At 60.3% G+C, this 14,038-nt stretch carries 14 protein-coding genes; 9 read left to right on the forward strand and 5 right to left on the reverse strand.

Annotated elements, in window-relative coordinates; genetic code table 11:
- Nucleotides 1–179 precede the first annotated feature (179 nt).
- Together ABCN01_RS01300 and ABCN01_RS01305 are read right to left on the reverse strand one after the other, a co-directional pair.
- Nucleotides 180–1,202: a 2-keto-3-deoxygluconate permease gene (locus ABCN01_RS01300; protein ID WP_342995593.1), complete on the reverse strand. Its 1,023-nt coding sequence runs from the start codon at nucleotides 1,200–1,202 to the stop codon at nucleotides 180–182.
- A 160-nt stretch (nucleotides 1,203–1,362) separates the two neighbouring features.
- Nucleotides 1,363–1,686 carry an AzlD domain-containing protein gene (locus ABCN01_RS01305; protein WP_342995594.1) on the reverse strand — a complete coding sequence of 108 codons (324 nt, stop codon included), beginning with the start codon at nucleotides 1,684–1,686 and terminating at the stop codon, nucleotides 1,363–1,365.
- 343 nt (nucleotides 1,687–2,029) lie between these two features.
- Here ABCN01_RS01305 and ABCN01_RS01310 point away from each other — a divergent pair, with 343 nt between their 5' ends.
- The gene (locus tag ABCN01_RS01310; protein ID WP_342995597.1) at nucleotides 2,030–2,842 is read left to right on the forward strand and encodes an HD domain-containing protein; all 813 of its coding nucleotides are present in this window, start codon (nucleotides 2,030–2,032) and stop codon (nucleotides 2,840–2,842) included.
- Here ABCN01_RS01310 and ABCN01_RS01315 read toward each other — a convergent pair.
- The 3 genes from ABCN01_RS01315 to ABCN01_RS01325 are packed head-to-tail and all read right to left on the reverse strand — an operon-like array spanning nucleotide 2,839 to nucleotide 6,464.
- Nucleotides 2,839–4,044, reverse strand: coding sequence for an FAD-binding protein (locus tag ABCN01_RS01315; RefSeq protein ID WP_342995599.1), 1,206 nt, complete (start codon nucleotides 4,042–4,044; stop codon nucleotides 2,839–2,841). The two genes, ABCN01_RS01310 and ABCN01_RS01315, sit on opposite strands and share 4 nt — an antisense overlap.
- Nucleotides 4,045–4,860, reverse strand: a complete 816-nt coding sequence (locus ABCN01_RS01320; RefSeq protein WP_342995600.1) for an electron transfer flavoprotein subunit beta/FixA family protein — start codon at nucleotides 4,858–4,860, stop codon at nucleotides 4,045–4,047.
- 2 nt (nucleotides 4,861–4,862) lie between these two features.
- Nucleotides 4,863–6,464: an FAD-binding oxidoreductase gene (locus ABCN01_RS01325; protein ID WP_342995601.1), complete on the reverse strand. Its 1,602-nt coding sequence runs from the start codon at nucleotides 6,462–6,464 to the stop codon at nucleotides 4,863–4,865.
- 345 nt (nucleotides 6,465–6,809) lie between these two features.
- On the opposite strand from ABCN01_RS01325, the gene ABCN01_RS01330 reads away from it, so the two are divergent.
- The 8 genes from ABCN01_RS01330 to ABCN01_RS01365 all read left to right on the forward strand — a co-directional run bounded on the left by ABCN01_RS01330 (nucleotide 6,810) and on the right by ABCN01_RS01365 (nucleotide 13,997).
- Complete coding sequence (locus ABCN01_RS01330) at nucleotides 6,810–7,106, forward strand: hypothetical protein (protein WP_342995602.1); 297 nt, start codon at nucleotides 6,810–6,812, stop codon at nucleotides 7,104–7,106.
- Nucleotides 7,103–7,612: a hypothetical protein gene (locus tag ABCN01_RS01335; protein ID WP_342995603.1), complete on the forward strand. Its 510-nt coding sequence runs from the start codon at nucleotides 7,103–7,105 to the stop codon at nucleotides 7,610–7,612. The genes ABCN01_RS01330 and ABCN01_RS01335 overlap by 4 nt, the downstream gene beginning before the upstream one ends.
- A 90-nt stretch (nucleotides 7,613–7,702) precedes the next feature.
- Nucleotides 7,703–8,302: a hypothetical protein gene (locus ABCN01_RS01340; RefSeq protein WP_148332562.1), complete on the forward strand. Its 600-nt coding sequence runs from the start codon at nucleotides 7,703–7,705 to the stop codon at nucleotides 8,300–8,302.
- Nucleotides 8,286–8,567: a hypothetical protein gene (locus ABCN01_RS01345; protein ID WP_342995604.1), complete on the forward strand. Its 282-nt coding sequence runs from the start codon at nucleotides 8,286–8,288 to the stop codon at nucleotides 8,565–8,567. The genes ABCN01_RS01340 and ABCN01_RS01345 overlap by 17 nt, the downstream gene beginning before the upstream one ends.
- A gap of 18 nt (nucleotides 8,568–8,585) precedes the next feature.
- Nucleotides 8,586–10,016 (forward strand): hypothetical protein, encoded by a 1,431-nt coding sequence (locus tag ABCN01_RS01350; RefSeq protein WP_342995605.1) that lies wholly within the window; start codon nucleotides 8,586–8,588, stop codon nucleotides 10,014–10,016.
- Nucleotides 10,017–10,134: 118 nt separating this feature from the next.
- Entirely contained in the window at nucleotides 10,135–10,851 is a 717-nt protein-coding gene (locus tag ABCN01_RS01355) for a DUF554 domain-containing protein (protein ID WP_343014154.1), read from the forward strand.
- Nucleotides 10,852–10,939: 88 nt separating this feature from the next.
- Nucleotides 10,940–12,700, forward strand: coding sequence for a TerB N-terminal domain-containing protein (locus tag ABCN01_RS01360; protein ID WP_342995607.1), 1,761 nt, complete (start codon nucleotides 10,940–10,942; stop codon nucleotides 12,698–12,700).
- On the forward strand, nucleotides 12,693–13,997 hold the full coding sequence (locus ABCN01_RS01365; protein WP_342995608.1) for an ATP-binding protein: 1,305 nt from the start codon (nucleotides 12,693–12,695) through the stop codon (nucleotides 13,995–13,997). The genes ABCN01_RS01360 and ABCN01_RS01365 overlap by 8 nt, the downstream gene beginning before the upstream one ends.
- The last annotated feature ends 41 nt before the right edge of the window (nucleotides 13,998–14,038 follow it).

Below are 14,038 nucleotides of genomic sequence, written 5' to 3' on the forward strand. Positions count from 1 at the left end.
CCCTTCAATATCCGAATGGTCAGAATCGCCCAATTCGAATCAGGGCAATAAACACCCCTTTACTCCGCAGGGGTAAAGGGAATCATAGCAAAGCGCCCGAACATCACTGCAAAACAGTTTCTGTTCGGGCGCTCGGACGGCGCGAATTGCACGCCGGAATCAATTATCGGTAACGGCCGTTACTCGCCGTCGATGTCGGTCGCGACGGCCTCCTCAATAGCCTCGACGCCTTCGACCGACAGATCCTCTTTGCCGTGGCAGAACTTCTTATCGACCCAGCCGGTCAGAATCGGGGCCATGATTGCCGTGATGATGACGGCAGTGGCGATCTGCGCATACGCGGTGGGCGCAAGCTCGGCATAGCGCGGAGCGACCTCGGCGAGGGCGACTGGCGTGGTCATGGCCGTGCCGGCAATGGTGGAGCATGCCACAGCCGCCTTACCGTTGCCGCCACACAGGCGCTCGAAGGCAAAGGTAATGGGACCGACGATAAAGAGCGTGATGAGGCCCAGCAGGATGCCCGAAATACCGCCGGTGATAAAGCTCGAAAGGCTCATGGACGCACCGAGCTGAAAACCGATGACGGCAATCGCGGGATTGGCGCCGGGGACCAGCAAGTTCTTGATAAACGGGAACAAGTTACCCAGAACCATGCCGATAACAAGCGGCAGGATGGATCCGATGATGGTGCCAATGGGAATGTTGGCGAGACCCGAGACACCGAGGATGATCATCGTGACGGCGGGACCGGCCGTAAAGAACAGGATACCGACGGCGCCCTGCTCGGACTCATCGCCGAACTCGCCCATGATGCCCGTATAGAGCGCCATGTTGCAAAACGTGATGCCGCCGATGATAGACACGGAGCTCAGACCCAGGAAGTTGTCGTTAAAGAAATATGCCACGCCCAGGCCGAGAGCCGCTGCGACGACCAGCTTGGGGATCAGCACGACGATGCCGGTCTTGATGGCGCCCGGCGTGGACTTAAAGCTGATGCCGGCGCCCACAAACAGCAGGATCGCGGCGACGATGGTATTGGAGCCACCGCGGCAGGCAGCCGTAAAGAAGCCGCCGATCTCAAAAACCTGCGGGCAGAAGGTATTGAGCAAAAGACCGACGATCATCGGATAGATCATGATGTCGCCCGGGATGCGCGGGACCTTGAATTTCTTTTGCTCGTTGGCGGTTGTTTCCTGTGCCATGAAACCCCCATTTCCGTTGACGGGACACAAAAGGCCACGTCACACTTTGCTACAGTAAAGTCCGAACATGGTACCAGAAGAAGCAGACCGACTCGGTGAGAAATTCAATTAACCGGACAGAAGCAGGGTGAGCGAGGGGGGGGATAACCCGTTCGCAGCCCTATATAAGGCTCAAGACGATATAGAACACGATTCCCGAGACGCAGCACCACAGCATCGACTTTGTCTTGATTGCCACCGCCACGACACCGGCGGCCGCAATCCAGGGAACCAGGCCCGGCCAGACACCGGCATCGAATGCGCCGGGGTTCATCAAGTCGTTGGCGACCAGCGCCGCAAAGGCAGCGGGCGGAATATAACCCAAGGCCTCGGTAACGCGGGACGGCAGCGTTCTCCCGCGCAAGGCAAACGCCGGGGCAATGCGGAAAAATGCGATGGCCGCCCACGACGACAGCCACAGAACCAAAAACTCATTAACGGGCATCGCGAGCGGCCCTTCCTTCGGCGAGAGCATCGCACGCAAGCGCCGCGGCAACGCCGACGAGTACGCTTGCCGGCACGGCGATATTCGTCCACCCCAAGAACTTGCATATGGCAACGGGCACCGCAGCCAAAACGGCAGCTACGACATTGCCGCGCGACAGTCGCTGCGAAATAGGTAAGCATCACCGGCCAGACGGTTTTAACGATCCTAAGGACCATGCCACTCCCATTCTGGTAAGTCGTCTGCAGCGCGCCTCGCAACGCAGCAGAAATATCAACCGGTGGCAATAAAGTTCGCCTACAATTGCCACCGGATCGAAAGACACAATTTTTAGGAAGTCATTATGACAGCTATCGATCGAGACCGGGCGCGCGCGGCCTTCAAAAGCTACACCGATGCCTACGACGCCACCAACCCACGCATCGCGCTCAAAATCGAGCATACGTACCACGTGGCCGAGGCATGCGATGCCGTAGCGCGCGAGCAGGGCTGGTCGTCAGAAGATATTGACCTGGCATGGCTTTGCGGCCTGCTACACGATATGGGCCGCTTTGAGCAACTGCGGCGCTGGGACACCTTTAAGGACGCCGAGAGCATGAGCCATGCGGCGCTGGGCATCGAGGTCCTCTTTGGCGAGAATCCCGCCGATGCACCCGCCGTAACGAGCATCCGCGACTTTATCGATGACCCGGCAGAAGATGAGCTCATCCGAGCGAGCATTGCCTATCACAGCGATTTCCGTCTACCCGCGCAGCTCGACGAGCGCACGCGAAGCTTCTGCGATATCGTGCGCGATGGCGACAAAATCGACATTATGCGCACCATCGCCGACAGCACCGTCGACACCATCCTCAAGGTAGACGAGAAGACATTTCTCGGCAGCCGCTTCTCGTCGCCAACACTTGCTGCCTTTGACGAGCACCGCTGCGTCGCACGCGACGAACGCGACGAGGCCGCGGACTACCTGGTGGGACTCATCTGCTTTATGTTTGAGCTCGTCTATCCAGCGAGCCGCACGCTGGCGCGCGAACAGGGCGATATCTACCGCCTGCTCGACGCGCCTTTTGGCATCACACGGCCCTTTACCGACCCCGCCACGCAGGCAACTTGGAGCCGCCTTAAGGACGAGATGCGCGACTGGCTGGCGCGCGCCTAGCGCTCAAGCTGAGCCAGCAGCTCCTCGACGACCTCGACGGCATCGCCGACAACCTTGTACTGGGCAGTACCAAAAATGGGGGCATCCGGGTCCTCGTTGATAGCGATAATGCACTCTGCCCCACCGATGCCGGCAAGATGCTGGATGGCGCCCGAAACACCGATACTCACGAGAAGCTTGGGCGAAACCGATACGCCCGTCTGGCCAATCTGATGGCGATACTCCAACCAGCCGGCCTCCACGACAGGTCGCGTGCAGCCAAGCTCGGCTCCCAGAGCCTCGGCGAGCCTTCGCATCAGCGGCAGATTTTTCTTGGAACCAATGCCGCGACCCACCACGACCAGGCGCTCGGCATCGGCGATCGAAGCCTGCTGTCCCCACTCCTCGGCGGGAATCGAGATCTCGACACGAGCCTTAGCATCATCCGCAAGTGATATCTGGGTGATCGTGCCGGAGCGGCCGTAGTCAAAGTCGGGAGCCTTAAAGATACCGGGGCGCACCGTTGCCATCTGCGGACGGTGGTTGGGGCAAATGATGGTGGCCATCAAGTTGCCGCCAAACGCCGGGCGCGTCTGCTGCAGTAGGCCCGTCTCCGCATCCATCGAAAGCACGGTGCAGTCGGCCGTAAGACCTGTCTGCAAACGCACGGCAACGCCGGGTGCCAGTTCGCGACCAAAAGCGGTCGCACCGTATAGGATGGCCTCGGGTTTGCGTTCGGCTACCAAATCGCAGATCAAGCGGGCGTAGACCTCCGCATCGTTTTGGCGCAGGCGCTCGTCGCGACAGGCCAGGACTTCGTCGGCGCCCGCGCAAACCAGATGCTCCAGGTCGCCGAGAGAACCCTCGGGACCCATACCGATCAGTGCCACCAGACGGCAGTCGCGAGCATCGGCAAGCTCGCGGCCCTTGCCCATAAGCTCATAGGCAACGGGAGTCACCGTATCGTGCTCGTCGGTCTGCGCGAATACCCAAATGTCTCGATACGCATCGAGGTCAACCGCACCAGCGGCCTCGTCACGCTCGATCGAGATAGCGTTGACAGGGCAGGCGTCGACGCACCCACCGCATAGGATGCAGCCGTCGGTTACGCGGGCGCATCGGCTGGGTCGCTCGCCTTCCACTACGATGCCGCCCGAGGCACAGGCGCGAACGCAGCGACCGCAGCCGATACAGGCTTCGCTATCGATAATCAGTCCGCTCATCTATGCCATCCCCTCGATAATCTTGGCAAGTTTTGCCGCCTGCTCGGACGCCGTTCCGTCAACGTCCTCGCACGTTTGGTCACGGTCGGGCACAAACGAGCGCACGACCTGTGTCGGCGACCCGGCAAGACCGCAACGCGCGGGGTCGGCGTTCACGTCGGCGGCACTGACCACGCGCACGTCCGCCTCCTCCGCCGCGCGAATACCGGCAATGCTCGGCATACGCAACTGGCCAATCTCCTTGGCAGTCGTCATCACGCACGGCATCTCAAGACACACCGTCTCCTCGCCGGCATCGCAGCCGTGAACAAGCGCAAGTGAACCACAGGTCGTAAAGCCCGCGCTTTGCACGCAGCTCACGTCGGTCACACAGGGAATCTCAAAAGCACCGGCAAGCTCGGGACCAATCTGGGCCGTATCGCCATCCACCGCCATCTTGCCGCAGATGAGCAGGTCGAAGTCCTCGTCGAGCGCCTCGATGCCGCACTTGAGGGCATAGGTGGTTGCCAGGGTATCGGCACCTGCAAAGGCGCGATCGGTCAGCAGCAGAGCGTCGTCGGCACCGCGGGCGATGCAGTCGCGCAGCAGCGATTCGGTCGCGGGGATGCCCATCGACACCACCGTCACGCGCACGTCCATGCCAAAGCCGATAAAGTCGTCTTTCAGCGCCAGCGCGCATTCCAAAGCGCTCGCATCAAAGGGATTAATGACCGCTTGCTTGCCATCGCGCACGATGGTATTGGTCTTGGGGTCCATCTTGACCTCGGTGCTGCCCGGCACGGCCTTGACGCACACCACCATATGGAAATCGCTCATCTTCACGCGCCCCCTTTCTGGACGAGCTCATCCAAGAGCTTCTCCGAAAACAGGTTGCCGCGACCCAGCTGCCCGTCGGGATCGAGCTGGAGCTTGAGCCGCGCCGACTCGACCATGGCCTCGTGACCGTACATCGTCTCTAAGAAGCCCGCCTTGATCTTGCCGACGCCGTGCTCGGCAGAAACGGCACCGCCCATGGCCGTGACCTCGGAAGCCCACTGGGCAAAGAGTTCTCCACCGCGACGGTAGTCTTGCGCATCGCGCGGCAAAATGTTCACATGCAGATGGTTGTTACCGATGTGCCCCCAGGCGGCAGATTCAAGCCCACTTTCGGCCAGCGTGCGCCGATAAAGGGCGATGACATCGCCCAAGCGTGCGTTGGGCACCGACATGTCAGAGCCCAGTTTGGTGATGGTGGGATCCGTGCGGCGACGCTCGTCGATGAGCATGTTGACGCTCTCGGGGACCGCATGGCGGAAGAACCGCTGGCACTCGCGATCGACCTCGGTGCGCGCGACCCATGTCGCATCGTCACTGCCGCCCGCAAGCTCCAGTACCCACCCCAAGTGATACAGCTCCTCAGTCGCCTGAACTTCGTCGTCGCAGTCGAACTCCACGTAGACACAGACCTTGGCGTCTTTATCGAGCGCCGGCAGCGAGGCGAACGCGGTCGACTGCTCACGCTGACGACGCAGGATATCCAGGGCGCCCGCATCGAAATATTCGATGGCAGCCGCGTGGGACAGGACGGGGCGCACGGAATCGGTAAAGGACACGGCCTTGTCTTCGCCATCGAAAAAGCAGCTCACGCCCCAAACGACCGCAGGCGCCGACTGCAGGGCAATCTCGAGCTCGGTGATAACGCCGAGCGTGCCGCAAGCACCGATAAAGAGGTCGATGGCGTCCATTTCGTCCGCAACGAAATAGCCTGAGGCATTTTTTGTCTTAGGCATGGTGTAGTCAGGAAGATCGAGCTCGAGTGCACGGCCCGCTGCCGTCACGAGCGACAGGTGGCGGCCCTGGGCAAAAGCCTCGCCGCGCTGGAGCTCAAGCAAATCGCCATCAGCCAGCGCGACGTGGAGTCCCGTGATATGCGGGCGCATGGGGCCGTAAGCGTAGCTGCGGGCGCCAGAGGCGTTGCATGCCGCCATGCCGCCCAGACAGGCAGATGCCTCGGTGGGATCGGTGGGAAAGAACTGCTCGGGGGCCTCTTGGAACTCCTCGTAGGCCTCAAGCGATGCCTGGTCCCAACCAGCAGTCGGCAGCACCTTCTTGCTCAGCTGCTTGCGCAGCTCCGAGAGCACAACGCCCGGCTCCACGCGCAGCAGAAATTGGCCTTGTTCATCGCGGCGAAGGCCCAAGTAGCGATTCATACGGGAAGTATTGAGGATATGCCCGCCGTGGGGCACGGCACCGGCGGCAAGGCCGGTTCGGGCGCCCTGAACCGTTACCGGGACACGCTCGGCATGGAGCTTTTCCAAAATGGCACGGAGCTCGTCTTCCGTTGTCGGAAACGAGATGCTCGAGGCCTCGCCCGATGCGCGAGACTCATCGCGACCATACTCTTCGAACTCGTCGGTGAAGGGTTTGATGGTTGCAGACACGCGAACTCCCCCTTTAGCTAACTACAGTGTTTGCAGGGAGATGTTACCGCATCGTTTCGTCGACGTGTTCGAGACCGTCTCCATAATTGGCGATTTTTACGTTCGTGCAATTCGGCGAGCGGCTTGATTTCCTCGGCAGACGATGCTTTTGACACTTATGGCCCCGCCGTCGCCGGCCGCGCGATTGGCGCTCGAAAAAAGTTGGAGTATTTTTTGCCGCCTTTTACCTGCGGAGACGCTAATCCGTCAAGCATTTGGTCAGAAATTGGTCAAGTAGCGGCTGATACGGTCGGCGTCGACAGCCAAAACCGATAGAAGTTTTGGCCCAGAAGCAGGGAGGTTCCCATGGCATATTACTGGCCCCAGTACGGCATCGCCATCGAAGTCGACGACGATCCCCATCTCCTACCTTTCGACGAAGAGGCATTCCCCGACACGACGGTCTACCACGTTACCACCGATGTGATCTGCGACCCCGAGTCGTTCTCGGCGCTCGCCCACCACATCGCGCATATCCACGACATCGAGCTCCCTCCCAACTTCGACGAGCTCGTCTACTCGCGCCGTCTGATGCTTCACATGCTCTTTGGAGCGGACCCGTCCACCTTTGCGCGCGTCTATACCACCAAGGATGCCGCATGAGCGCGAAGAGGCCACCCCACTTTGTAGGCCTGGGTCGTCGCAAGAAGCTCATCGTTGCCTGTTTGGCCATCGTCTGCGCCCTTGTCGCCGTAGGACTATACGCTTGGCAGTCGCAGCCCGTACCCGAGGCGGGCGCTTCGGTTACGACGGCCGAGGGCAAAACGCGTCAGGAAATCCAAGATGAGCTCGACGCTATCGTCCGCGACAACATGATGACGATTTCGGTCGCGCCGGTCGCTCAGCTGCAGGAGGACGGCAAGCTGCGCGTCAACGTGCAAAACGTCCAAGACAATAAATTTCCCCAGCGATTCCGCGTCATCCAAAACGACGAGACCATGTACGAATCCGGTGTGGTCGAGACCGGCAAGACAATCGAGACGTGCCCCGCCGGCGACATCAAAGAAGGCGAGGCGTACATCGAGATCCAGGCACTCGATGCCAAGACCCTCGACAGCCACGGCAATCCGACACGTGTCAAGGTGCGGGTTGAGCAAGCCGAGAACTAGCTTTTCCGGCCGACGCGGCACCGCACGCAATTCACCAGCATTCGTCCAATCATCGCGGGGACGGCCCGCGGCGAATAGAAAGGAACGACCATGGACATCACCAGGAACATGAACGGAGCCAGAGCGCTCGTCGTGGGCGCAGGGCTCGCGCTCGCGCTCGCAATGGGCGCTGCCCCGACGCCAGCTATGGCGGCCGGGCGCGTTGGAACCACGAAAGTAATGGTCAGGACCGAGATCGACAACGTTGAGTTCAAAGTTCCGACGGTTATTCCCTTCGTCGCCAAGGCCGACGGCACGCTTCAGGGCCCCTCAGAAGACGCGACCACCATCGACAATCATTCGGCCTACGGCATCCATGTCACCAACATGAAGATCGACGCCATGAACACCTGGACCATTGCCGCCGACGCCAAGGCCGGAACCGCGCAGAACTCCATCGACTTTAAGGTCGGCCCCGACGGCGCACTCCAGAACGCCAGCGCCGCAATGCAGGGGACGGGCCTCGATCTTTCCAAGAACGCAGCCTTCGACATGGGCTACCAGGGCATTGCCGGCGGCAAGGACAAAATTAAGCTCAAGACAAGCGGAAACGTCGCCCGCGTCACGCGCGACATCTTCCGCGTAACCGGCGAAGGCGATCAGGTTGCAACGATCACCTGGACGGTCGAGCCCGGTGCGCACACGGCATAAGGCTGTCGCCCTGGCCGCCGCCGTCAGCATCCTAGCGTTTGGGCCAGCCATGGCCTTTGCCCAGCAAGAACAGGCGCAGGCCGCCACGCAAGTGACGGTCGACCTCTCGGAGCTCGACCGCGGCGACCGCGAGGAACCGTTGGCGCAGACAGGCGACAAACGATGGCTCTTGGCAGCAGGCGCCGCAGCAGCAGGCGCGGGAACCGCCGGCCTCGGTCTGCACATCAAACGCAGCCAGAAACAAAACACGGACAGGCCGCACTAAATTAGCTAAGGAGACCCCATGGCATCGAAGAACCTTTTGCCCGTCGTCGCACTTTGCGGCGCGCTCGCAACCGGAACGCCTGTCGCCGCTTGGGCGACTCCCGTCATGGCGGACTCCTTACCAGCAGTCCTAAGTTCCGCCCCAAATCCGTCGAGTACCATTGCGTGCGAGCGTTTTTCGATCGCACAGGCCGCGATCTCAACCTCGGGATGCCTTCGTCGTAATACGGACGGCTCGATAGTCGTGGATATCAAGCGTTCGAACAAGGCAAACGGCTCCCAGGCGGGGTGCGCCGTCTGCACGTGGCGCTCGGTTGTGCTCGATGCGGATGGCGATCCATGCAATTTAGAGCTGCGCATCGACATCGCTTCGGTCGATGACTCGGCGAACGGAGCGAAGGTCGCCTTCGACGGTACGTTTTTTGAGAAAGGAGGCGGTATATGTCTGGGCTGCGCCGCCGCGAATGCAGATGATGCGCAGCCCACCCTCTCATTCACGACATCGTTGCGGCTGACCAAAGCCGGTACCGATGCCATCGCGGCGGGAGAAGCGTCCCTGCTGTTCTACGCCGTCGGCACCAAAGACACAGACGCTCATTTCGAGAAGCCAGCCGGATCACTCAGCCTTACACGAGGGATAGAGGCAGGCCCTATTGAAATCGATGCCCACGCGCAAAGCAGGCAACGCATTCTTGCCGACCCGGCGCTTCTCGAAATGGAGTGGAACGGATCCGGAGCCATCGGAATTCTTCCTTCCGCGCTTGACGCCAAGACGCTCCCCTCAAACGACGAACCCATCAACGCAACCATACAAGAAGAGAGCGCGGACAAAGAAGCAGGTGCGGGCGACACGCCGTCGCCGACAAACAGCGTCCCAGCTTCTTTCGAAGCACCGAATGGGCCCGCTGCCGATTCAAACGATCCCGAGCTCGCAGACAGTCTGGGGCTTGCTGATCCTCAAGAGATCGATGAAGGTAACTGCTGCGTGCTTGCCGCGCTCGACCACACAGAGGTCATCGACGCTGCGAACATCGAAGTTGCCGCCGCCAATCAGCCCGTCCGCAAGTCGGCCATCATCGCATTTCCTGAATCCATCGAAGTCGTCTTTTTGCCATCGGGCGAGGTCGTGGCCCCAACACTGCTCACCTTGTTGGGCGCCAAGAATACTAGAAACGAAATTAAAAAGGTCACGGTTGTCGACCCTGCAACGACCGCCAAGCTGCGTCTATACGCCGTTGCTCCAGACGGAGGCAAGACCTTGGAATTCGATGGCGACACACTCCTAGCCTGGCGACGTCTGGACATTATGCAAGACGTCTCGTATCAGATCGAACTCGAAGGGTTTGATCGTGCCCGCGATGCCAATATCATCGCCGCGGCTATTGAATTCCCGCAGCGGCTTATGACACTGCGCTTTGAATACTATCCCTATGTCCCGACAACCACCTGAGGCTTAAATGCTGCGCACCATCCCTAATACCACTTATATAACGTATTAGATGAGTCGCGATGTGCCTCGCATTTCGTTCTGCTACGATTGCCACGTTGGCATCAATACAGGAGGGCTCATGCCGGGCTTGGGAACAATCATCAACGTTGTGCTTTTAGTTGCGGGCGGTCTTTTGGGATTAGTGGGCGGCCGCTTCATTACACCGCGCATCCAAGACACGCTCATGAAAGCATCGGGGCTGTGCGTCCTGTTTATCGGCCTGGGCGGCACCATGCAAAAGATGCTCATCATCGATGGGAAGGCACTGGCGACCACTGGTACCACCATGCTCATTGTCTCGTTCGCCCTCGGCTCGCTCATCGGCGAGGCCATCAACTTGGAGGCCGCCATTGAAAACCTTGGCGAATGGCTCAAGCGCAAAACCGGCAGCGAGGGCGATAACGAGTTCACCAACGCTTTTGTCTCGACTTCACTCACCGTGTGTATCGGCGCCATGGCCATTGTGGGATCGATCCAGGACGGCCTGCTCGGCGACTGGTCCACGCTTGCCCTCAAGGGCGCGCTGGACTGCATCATCGTCTGCACCATGACGGCGTCGCTTGGCCGCGGCTGCATTTTCTCCGCCCTGCCCGTCGCCGTGTTCCAGGGGACGATCACGCTGTTTGCCGGCGCACTCTCCCCCATCATGACTACGGCAGCCCTCGACAGCCTTTCGCTCGTAGGCTCCATGCTCATCTTCTGCGTCGGCGTCAACCTCATCCGTCCTCAGACCTTCCGCACGGCCAATATGCTCCCCTCCGTCGTCATCGCCGTCATCTACGCCCTCCTGTTCTAAATCTATCTACGCAGCAGCATCTCGAACACCTGTTTGATGCTGTGCTATGATATGAGGTCACCGAAGCTGCGTTAGGAGAGGAGAGACGGTGGCCGACCAGGACATCAAGATGCTCATCGAGCGCATTATGGCCGAGGCCCGGACCCATCAGTCTGCTCGCTTCTCAAACGAAGTCTATGCTGACGAGCCGATTCTCAAAACCGGTCGTCAGATGCAGAATTTCCTTCCCGACCAGTACCGCAAGATGCGCGAGATATCGCGCTGGCAGGATGACCCCAAAGGCGGCGCAGGTCGCTGGCTTTCGGAAGCCGAGCTTTTCTACCGCCAGGGCCTGCTGATGGCCGACTTTGAGGACGACTGTCCCTACAACGGCACCTTTAAGTCGTACTTTCCCACCTACAACGCCATGAGCGACCGGCAGTTGCGCGGCTACTTTACCTGGCGTGCCCAAGTGCGCCGCGGAACCGTCGAGGAAACGTCTACGTCCTTTGCCTTTCTGTATCTCTATGAGCTGATTTGCGGCATTGGCGTAGATGACCCGCTCGATGGTTTTAACAAGATCAAGGCTTTTTGGGATGTCTATCGCGCCTTCGAGCCCGGCCTCGACCGATTTGCACGCGTGTGGCTGCAGGATTACGCCGTGTTCCACGGGCTCGACCCCAAGCTGCTTCGTGACTCTAAAACCGTCATGTTCGATAACGCCCTTATCGAGCTGCGGCGCGCGGCACGAGACCTTGTACCAGCACCGGCACCGTCAGGCCAGACCCCTAAGCGTCGCAAAACCTCCGAACCCACGCTCCCCCTTCCGCCCGATGAGGTGCGCGAGGAGCGACTCATGGCCGCCATCAACGCCCTCTCCACGTACAACCTAAGTAACTCGCGGCTCGACCGCAGCCACCACCGCGATCTGCGCCACGTGGCGTGCGCCGTGTATGTCCGTATGGCGCGCTACTATGACACGCACCGAAAGACCGGCATCGTGGCGAGCTTATTTGGGGAGGAGACGGCCATGCCCTACACCATGTTTGCCTCGGCCGTATTCTTTGCGCCCGAGCGCCACGAGCACTGCGAATACCGCCTGGATCCCATCCATATCTACCGTTGCCAAAACGGCTTTTGGGAATGCATGCGTATCCATGGCAGTAGGCAAAAGAGCAGCAAGCTCGGTGAAATGATGCGCGCCTGCGACCAACGCCTGCGCCTGGCGCTGGACCCCGCCCATCCCCTTAAGGAAGAAAAGGTCCCCAAATATCTGGCCAAGATTATCGATGACGAGATTGTGGCATGGCTTTCGTGGGACGCCGCACACCAGCCCGTCAAGATCGATATCGATCTGAGTCAGCTGGGGCACATTCGAAGCGCCGCCGCGCAAACGCGTGAAGCGCTTTTGATCGATGAAGAGCGCGAGGACGGCGCACTTGTGGAAGCCGAGGCAGCGGACTCAGGGCAACCGGAAGCCGAGCCCGTAGCCGACGCGATTGTCGAGGCGGTCGCGGCACCCATTCGGCAGGACGAGACCGACGAGCCAACCATATCCACCGAACAGTTTGGTGTCGTGGCACCGCTTCTCGCGCCGACGCCCGCGTTCGCAGCCGTTGCGCCCGCTGACGCCACGAACGAACTCACGCCTGCCGCAGACGCCTATCTCCGCGCACTGCTCGAGCACAACGCAGTACAGGCGGAATCGGCGGTAGTGCAATCGGGGCAGAGCGAGGACATGCTCGTCGACAGCATCAACGAGGCGCTCTTTGACCTGGTGGGCGACACCGTAATTGAATTTAGCGCGGCAGGGCCGCAGATTATCGAGGATTACGAAGCAGACGTGAGAGGATACCTAGACCATGAGTGATACCACATCCGCAGCGCCCCGCGTACCCAAACGCGTCGCTGCCGTTATCCTAAACTCGCTCAAGGGCGGCGTGGTCCCGCGCATCGGCCTTCCCTACATCACCGTAGGGCGCGAGGTCGAGATCCGCGCCCTGCTCACCGATCTGAGTCTCATCGCCGACGGTGGCGCGAGCTTCCGCTTTCTGGTCGGTCGTTACGGCGCCGGCAAGAGCTTTTTGCTCCAGACCATCCGCACGCACGCCATGGGCGAGGGATTCGTCGTCGCTGATGCCGACCTGTCGCCCGAGCGCCGCCTGCAAGGCGGTCAGGGGCAGGGCCTTGCCACCTACCGCGAGCTCATCCGCAACATATCGACCAAGACGCGCCCCGAGGGCGGTGCGCTCAACCTGATTCTCGATCGCTGGGTCGCCTCGTGCGCGGACGCCGATGAGTCGGCTATCAATGCCCAACTCGCTCCGCTCGAGGAGATGGTCCACGGCTTCGACTTTGCCCGCATGCTCCGCCGCTATCGCACGGCCGTATCCGAGGGCGACGAAGAGGCCATGAGCCGCGTGACCAAATGGATCCGCGGCGAATACCGCACCAAGAGCGAGGCTCGCACCGAACTGGGCTCCTCGACCATCATCAGCGATGACGACTGGTACGACTACGTTAAGCTCATTGCACGCTTTTTGGTCTGCAGCGGCTACAAGGGCATGCTGGTGCTCATCGACGAGCTCGTGAATCTGTATAAGATTCCCAACGCCATCACACGCCAATACAACTACGAGAAAATCCTGACCATGTACAACGACACACTCCAGGGCAAGGCGCAGTACCTGGGCATGATCATGGGCGGCACGCCAACCTCCATCGAAGACCGCCGCCGTGGCGTGTTCTCCTACGAAGCCCTGCGCAGCCGACTCGCTCAAGGCCGCTTTGCACGCGAGGATCTTAAGGACATGCTCGCGCCCATCATCCGCCTGCAGCCACTCACCTACGAGGAGTTGCTGGTGCTGATCGAAAAACTCATGCAGATCCATGCCGGATACTTTGGCTGGACGCCCACGCTTACCGAGAACGACTTGGTTGACTTCCTCAAGATTGAGTTTGGCCGCGTGGGAGCCGACACGCATCTAACGCCGCGTGAAGTCATTCGTGACTTTATCGAGCTGCTCGACATCCTATGCCAGAACCCCGACGCCAACGTAGCCGAGCTGCTGCAAAGCGTCGGCGGTGACGCGCTGGCGCCAGCAACCGCAACAGGCGACACCGATACCGCAGGCGGCGACCGTAACTTCGCCGAATTCACCATCTAACCTGCCAAAAAGGGACAGGTTTATTTTGGCAGGTTTTATCT

The sequence above is a fragment of the Collinsella aerofaciens genome (assembly GCF_039062365.1).
GTDB lineage: Bacteria > Actinomycetota > Coriobacteriia > Coriobacteriales > Coriobacteriaceae > Collinsella.

Bases quoted from the DNA above. Each gene is read 5' to 3' on its own strand.
- ABCN01_RS01300 (WP_342995593.1), bottom strand. From the start codon at position 1,202: ATGGCACAGGAAACAACCGCCAACGAGCAAAAGAAATTCAAGGTCCCG.
- ABCN01_RS01305 (WP_342995594.1), bottom strand. From the start codon at position 1,686: ATGCCCGTTAATGAGTTTTTGGTTCTGTGGCTGTCGTCGTGGGCGGCC.
- ABCN01_RS01310 (WP_342995597.1), top strand. From the start codon at position 2,030: ATGACAGCTATCGATCGAGACCGGGCGCGCGCGGCCTTCAAAAGCTAC.
- ABCN01_RS01315 (WP_342995599.1), bottom strand. From the start codon at position 4,044: ATGAGCGGACTGATTATCGATAGCGAAGCCTGTATCGGCTGCGGTCGC.
- ABCN01_RS01320 (WP_342995600.1), bottom strand. From the start codon at position 4,860: ATGAGCGATTTCCATATGGTGGTGTGCGTCAAGGCCGTGCCGGGCAGC.
- ABCN01_RS01330 (WP_342995602.1), top strand. From the start codon at position 6,810: ATGGCATATTACTGGCCCCAGTACGGCATCGCCATCGAAGTCGACGAC.
- ABCN01_RS01335 (WP_342995603.1), top strand. From the start codon at position 7,103: ATGAGCGCGAAGAGGCCACCCCACTTTGTAGGCCTGGGTCGTCGCAAG.
- ABCN01_RS01340 (WP_148332562.1), top strand. From the start codon at position 7,703: ATGGACATCACCAGGAACATGAACGGAGCCAGAGCGCTCGTCGTGGGC.
- ABCN01_RS01350 (WP_342995605.1), top strand. From the start codon at position 8,586: ATGGCATCGAAGAACCTTTTGCCCGTCGTCGCACTTTGCGGCGCGCTC.
- ABCN01_RS01355 (WP_343014154.1), top strand. From the start codon at position 10,135: ATGCCGGGCTTGGGAACAATCATCAACGTTGTGCTTTTAGTTGCGGGC.
- ABCN01_RS01365 (WP_342995608.1), top strand. From the start codon at position 12,693: ATGAGTGATACCACATCCGCAGCGCCCCGCGTACCCAAACGCGTCGCT.